The following is a 7,050-nucleotide window of genomic DNA, read 5'->3' on the forward strand; positions in this document are numbered from 1 at the left end:
GTCGAGGGGAAGTATTATCTTCCCCTCGACCTAACTCAATACCGCTTAGGCTCAAGTTGTGCTTGCGAAGTTCTTCTTACCCAAGGGGTAAACCGACTAGGATGAACACATTCAGCACCATTCAGTTCGTCTTTAAGGTTACTGGCAAAGACCTCAAATATCTCAACCAGAGCTTGGCGATCGGTTAAGCAACCTTGAAGGGCAATAAGTTGTTCGAGAGTCCAATTATAAAGTTGGGTATCTCCCTGCTCAACACGTAAATATAATTGGCTCTCAAACTGTCCTAAACGGGCGTAGAACTTCTCCACCTCAGCTTTGATTGACTGCATATCAATGTAGAACTGCTGTTTTTTGATATCTGATAAAATCGTCGTTTTGAGAGACTCCGTGAAGTTTTGGTTAATCTCATTATTAACGAGGGTAAATACTTCATTGCGGAAGTTGACAATTTTATGGTCTAAGTTGACATTGATGCGATTATCAAGCTCGTTGACGACATTATTAACGACTAACTGAACATTGTTACCTGTAGATTGGTTAACAACAGACTGGATACGTTGATCGAAATCAGCTTCAATCTGTTGGACTACCAGGCTCTTAATGTTTTGGGTTTGATTAGCAATTTTGAGGTTAACTACTGCATCAATACGCTGATCGATGTCATTTTGTATCTGCTGAACAACTTGAGTGTTAATCTCTTGGGCTTGATTAGCAATTTTGAGGTTAACTACATTATCAATACGTTGCTCAACGTAGGTTTGCATTTGCTGAATCACCAGATTTTTAACATTCTGGGTTTGATCAGAAATTTTCAGGCTCACGACACTATCAACACGCTGATCGATGTCATTTTGTATCTGCTGAATTACTTGATTGCTGATTTGTTGAGCTTGATTAGAAATTTTGACATTAACTGCATTATCAATTCGCTGGTCAATGTCATTTGACATCTGGTTAATGACTTGAGTGTTAATCTCTTGAGATTGATTAGCAATTTTGACATTAACAACGTTTTCAATGCGTTGCTCCAGTTCTGTTTGCATTTGCTGAACGACTGAAGTCTTAATTTCTTGAGCTTGATTAGTAATTTTCAGATTAACGACAGACTCAACACGCTCATTGAGTTCTGTTTGTATCTGTTGAATTACTAAGTTTTTAACTTCTTGGGTTTGTTCAGTAATTGCCAGATGAACCTGGTCATTAACTATTCTGGGAATTCTGGTAATAAACAAGTCATTGAGATTTTTATTAAAGTAACTAGACCAACCTTGGAAGCTTTGGTTAAAATTTACCTCAGTTTGTTGTATGAGAGTCTTCATCATGAACTCAAGCCGTGCTACCTGCATGGCAAGTGTCTTAGCTTGGCTTTGATAGCCTTTGAGTATCGATTTTTCAAGACCTTCCCAGTAGGCTTGTTTATTTTCGTCTTTTTGAGCCGTTACGCTTACTGAGCTTTCGAGCATGGCTGCCATCTCTTGCCACATTCGCTCCATCTGATCTTGATCGAAACTGAAGCTGAAATCATTCTCACCGCTGAAGCTACCTCCTCCAGTGCTAGTTCCACCACCAGCGCTTACAGTAGTGACATTGCTTTCTTTAACATTACCGTCTGGCACTCCTGTTACTGGCGGGTTCGGCTGTTTGTTATAGCTTTCGTCTACTACAGTCTTACTCACTGTGTTAATTTCTAGAACGACTTGTCCTTTGTTATCTTCTTTGTAGGTATCAAAGAAAAATCCTAAAATAGTAGTTTTTTCTTTGACTTCTAAAATGAATTCCTCTTGTAATCCGTTGAGCGAACACCAAGTTTCTTTAACTTCAAGACCAGTAAGATTAGAAACAAATTTTCCATCTTTAATCCATAGTAAAGCCCAAGGTTCTAATTGGAATTTTTGCTCAGAAGACCAATAAGTTGCGTTGCTTTCACGAATTTTGAGCTTGTAATTACCTGGTTCCAATTCAATAAAATTAGAATTTGGTTGCTTCAGCTTAGATAGAACTTTTTCATTAAGAACATAACAGTTATTTTTACTAGCAACTGTTAGAGTTTGAGGATTAAAATGTGGTTTATTGCTGCTAATTAAAAGCTTAACCGCTCCTTTATTATCACTATTATTTACATCAAAAAACAAGGCACAGATAACAGCTTTCTCTTTGACTTCCAACTGTAACGTCTTGTTATATCCGTTTAAAGTTGTCCAAGTTGCACCTGTTTCAGCGCCTGTGTTTTTGTTGATAAATGTACTACCATCAACCCCATATATCCAAAGTACAACCAAAGGTTCGCCTTCAGTTTCGCTTTGAGCATAACTATAGCGACCACTGGTAATTTTTATATCAAAAGTCCCTTTCTCTAAAGTAAAAGAGCTAGCAACATCTTGTTGCAGGTGGTTCATTGCATTAGCGTCAATAACGTAACAATTGTTTTTGGTGTCAATCGTTAAAAGTTTCATTTTTTCTCTGTGAGTTTTAGCATTTTGAGAAGTTTTAGGTTGGACTACAAACTCAATGTTGCTGGGGTAAACTAAAAGTGATATCGGGATTTAAACAAAACCGAATGTAAAAAAACTGGGCGCTATTGATTATTGCTAAATGAACAAAATTAATGAATCAAATGAGTTTGTATAACTAAAATTTTATTCCTAAATCTTACTAATAATTGACGGTTATTTCTCAGTTTTTATCTCTTTTTTCGCTCTTTATGGAAGAAGTTTGTTGGAGTTTCTATGCTCCTGTGAAATTCTCCTTTGATTAAAATACAGTTTTAAGACACCCCACAAATATAAGCAGCCTAATAATCAAGAAAATTACTCCATATAGTATTTCTACACTAAAAAAACAGCGAAGTATTTTGATTTCTTCTCAGCTATACTTGATTGCATATCAATCTGTTGGAAAGCTAATAGCAAAGTCTCTAATAAATTTACTTCCTTCACACTCAAAATCAGTCATCAATTAAGCAACAAGATACAACATCATTCTTGCCATACTCAATCTATAATCTATGAATTGTATCGTAAGCTTTGCTTGTCTTTGTGGATTACCTTGATTAAAAAAAACACTTTAAATAAAACCATCTCTCTTATGGCAGAGGTTTTCACTTGAGCGCATACTTCTTATGGGGTGATGGCAATAACTTACAAGCATTTCAGACTCTAAAAACTAGAGAGGTTCAAATGGTACGATTTGGCGTAAATAGAAGGTTCGTGCAACCAGGGAAATCTAGTATGATGTCACGCTTGTCAACTCCATTTGAGGGCTTTCAAGCAATAGGATGTGTTAATTATTGCTTATAAGCTATCAGTGCTTTTTCACCCCTGTAATTTGCAGTTAACCAGTTTTATTGAGACAAAAACTGAACTCCATCTGAATCTGGTGGGTCTGGAAAGGACAATTCTTTATTTAGTCACAAGTAAGATTGCTTAATTTACTTCAACTCAAAAAAGCGGACTATTGATTAATTGATAACATCTGATATTGCTTGAAATAATCTCTCTGTTTCTACAGGCTTAACTAAGTGGATTTGGAATCCGGCAGCTAATGCTTGTTTTTGGTTAATTTCTCCAGCATAAGCTGTGAGTGCGATCGCTGGGATTTTCCCTCCTTTTTCTAACGGCATAGCTCGAATTAATCGCATCAGCATATAACCATCTATTCCTGGCATACCAATATCACTCAATAGTAAATCTACTTGAGTTTTGGCTAAGATTTCTAAAGCCTCGCCTGCTGATGTAACCGCTGTCACTTTTGCTCCAGATTGTGCAAATATGTAGGTGAGAAATTCACCTGTATCTACATCATCATCTACCACTAATATATGCAACCCTGGCAAACTTAAAGCATTATTGGATTGTCGGATTTTTGGTATTATTTGGGGACTATCAGGCATGAATGGTAATCTGACTGTAAATGTTGCCCCCATGCCTTCTCCTGCACTGTCTACTTTCACAATACCACCATGTAATTCTGTCAGATGCTTAACAATAGCTAGCCCTAAACCTAGCCCTCCAAATTGTCTTGTGGTTGTGCCATCTGCTTGACGGAAATAATCAAATACATAGGGGAGAAATTCTGGGCTAATGCCTTTACCATTATCTTGAACTTGAACTTGGGCATAGCTATTAACTTGTTCTAATATGATTTTTATCTTTCCGGCTGAGGGAGTGAATTTAACGGCATTAGAAAGCAGGTTCCAGATAATTTGCTGTAAACGACCTGCATCACCTGCAACCATGCTGATATTATGGTCTAGTACAGTTTCCAGACTAATGTTCTTAGCTTCAATTGCTAGTCTTACAGTTTCCTTGGCTTCTTCAATAGTATTAGCTAAATTTACAGGCTGCATATTTAAAGCCATTTTCCCCTGTTGGATGCGGGAGACATCTAATAAGTCATCAATTAGTTGAATTTGTAATTTAGCATTGCGCTCAATAGTTTCTATTCCCCGTATTTTTATAGCTTCTTCCAAATTATTCTTTTTCAGCAGCGTTGCCCAACCCAAAATTGGGTTCAGGGGAGTACGCAATTCATGAGAAAGAACTGCTAAGAATTCATCTTTTAAACGATTGGCTTTTTCTGCTTCACTTCTAGCAATCTGCTCACGCATGAGCAGATATTCACGTTCTTGTTCTACGTGTTTGCGTTCAGTGATATCTCTAAAAAATATTCCCAGTCCATCTTCAGCAGGGTAGGCGTGAATTTCCAGCCATATATCCCACGGTGCGTATAATGCGTGAAAATGAACGGGGATATTTTCTAAGAGCGATCGCTGATATTCTCGCTCAAACTCTGTACCTCTAGCCCCAGTCCACTGTGACCAGTAGTTTTTACCAATCAAGTCTGCTGGTGCTAAATTATGAATTTTTGCCGCTTGGTGATTAGCATAGGTAATCTCCCAATTTCGATTCACGGCAATAAAAGCATCAGTCATGCTTGACAAAATATTACTCAAACGACTGCGGAGGGCTTGTTCGCGCTTGAGTAATTCATCTTTTTCTTGGTGGGATTCTTCTAAAGAAGTATTGGTTTGCGCCAGTGATTTATTGAGTTGGATAAGTTGTTCTGATAATTCAGCACGGGCCTGATATTCCCCCAGTCTGACTCTTTCTACTGCTAACTCTACTTGAATTTTTGACCGTTCTGTAATGGCAATGCCCACTAATAAACTAACAATACACTGTACCAATAAACTAAACTTGTGAACGTGCAGTACTTCCGCCTCTAAGGGAAACGTGGACAAGGATATAGCGCTGGGGTATGCAACTAGATAGGAAAACAACGTCACCAGTACGCAAAAACTGGAGGTTAACATCCCACAGGTGACACCAAAGCGAGTTGCTGCCCAAATTACAGGCACAAAACTCAAAAAAGATAATTGCTGAAATCTAAAGCCATTGTGATTAGTTTCGGCAACAGTGATGGTTGCTATTACTACACAAAGCAGTATTATAGTGCTGAATTCTAGTAGAAAGCGACGAGAACGTGGAAAAATGGACGGGTCTAATGAAGAGTTTAATGGTTCAGCACTTAATAACCAGCCCTGAGACTGGAGATAAGGGGTGATGACTAACAAGGCAGTAGGTGCAATAGCCATGACTCCCATTGCATTGCCTAACCACCAATGGGGAATATTAGTACTTAAGCTGCTAATAGGAATTTTACCTATTGCGAAAAAAGTTAAGTTACCAATGATCGCCAAGGTACCACTGGCAATCAGAGGTACACTGACAATAAAAACGGCAGCATCTTTGAGGGTATTTAGTGTTCGAGAACCTCTCCAAAAACGACGGTAAAGCAACCAAGCAACTAGAGGTTCTATCATATCCGCCAAAGCACTTAATCGCTCCCAACCATGAAACCCCCAAGCCGGGGACATCAAAAAAGATGCTAGTCCGGTGAGAATAATACCAAAAGGGCCAAACCAGAAAGTTAAGGCGATCGCTACCCCTGATGGGGGGAACCACAGCGAGACTCCAGGCTGAATGCGGTAAATCAATGCCATCCCATGACCGATGATCAGGGCAAGTAAGCCCAACAGTGAAATCATCACCCATCGACGCATGGTGGCAATTTTCCTGGAGTCTATCATGCGTTGCTCCCATCAAGGTGTATTGAAAACACTAACCATACTATTGTGATCGCTTTTAAAGAAAACCGAAACGCGACAGAAAATCTGTCTATGAAGAAGCGCCAGCTTCAGCCACCGCAGATCCTACATCTGGTTTTACCTCCTTCGCTTTCTTTTCAAAAATCTGAATTCCCGCGTCAATCACTTCAAAACCGTTTTCTGTTCGTTGACCAAGCTTGCCCGAAACGGCCCCGGCCCAGTCTGCAAATTCTGAGGCGCTAGTTTCAGTCTTGCGCCAGCTTTTGGCATTAACTTGAGCGGTGAAGACTATGCCGTTCTGATCAGTCAACTCGATTGCAACTTTTTTATTTTCTGCTGGTTTGGCTGTTGGTAGTTCGCCACTAAATTTTATTGTCACTTCGCTTTTGACTTCCATAGCTTACCCTTGGCTCATCATCAATGAACTTTTTTTCGTTCCTGATTTTATCTTGGATTAGGTTGACCACAAGATGCGCGATCGCTCGGCTATCGTAGTTGATCACTTTCAAAGTAAACGTTGAGCATTCGGCTTGAACGAGAACCAAGACTCAACATTAAATCTACAAAAATTTACCCTGTTTTTGACCCCTTGTTAAGAATTATTCCTAAAAAGCGAAAACGCCTATACCGTAATGCCTTCAGCCTTTGTAAATAAATCTTGTAAAAGATTACAATTGTGCTTTGATTTTGCTGTTTTGTGCGTGACACCGAAAATCGCCCAAATTCCCGATTTTCACCAATTCTCACCAATTAAACTCAATATATCCCAATCCTCCAGAACGCAAATTCAAATTCATCGCTGATTTTTTACCTCTTCAACATCTTCCAGTCACCAAATTCTCATTAGCTCAATAATTCCCAAAAAATCCCAAAAGTCACCCGATTTATCCCCATATTTACCTACTAATTTTAAACACGCTTAAGAGCTTTTAAGCTCTGTAATC

Annotated in this window: 3 protein-coding genes; all 3 read right to left on the reverse strand. The window is 38.9% G+C overall.

The window, feature by feature from the left end; genetic code table 11:
• Window positions 1-35: 35 nt before the first annotated feature.
• The gene (locus RRG12_RS23905; RefSeq protein WP_420760896.1) at window positions 36-2,453 is read right to left on the reverse strand and encodes a hypothetical protein; all 2,418 of its coding nucleotides are present in this window, start codon (window positions 2,451-2,453) and stop codon (window positions 36-38) included.
• A 1,004-nt stretch (window positions 2,454-3,457) separates the two neighbouring features.
• A complete protein-coding gene (locus RRG12_RS23910; protein ID WP_420760897.1) occupies window positions 3,458-6,088 on the reverse strand; it encodes an MASE1 domain-containing protein in 2,631 nt (876 codons plus the stop codon).
• 88 nt (window positions 6,089-6,176) lie between these two features.
• Window positions 6,177-6,503, reverse strand: a complete 327-nt coding sequence (locus RRG12_RS23915) for a hypothetical protein (protein WP_420760898.1) — start codon at window positions 6,501-6,503, stop codon at window positions 6,177-6,179.
• Window positions 6,504-7,050: the final 547 nt, after the last annotated feature.

The organism is Nostoc sp. CALU 546 (genome assembly GCF_048836525.1).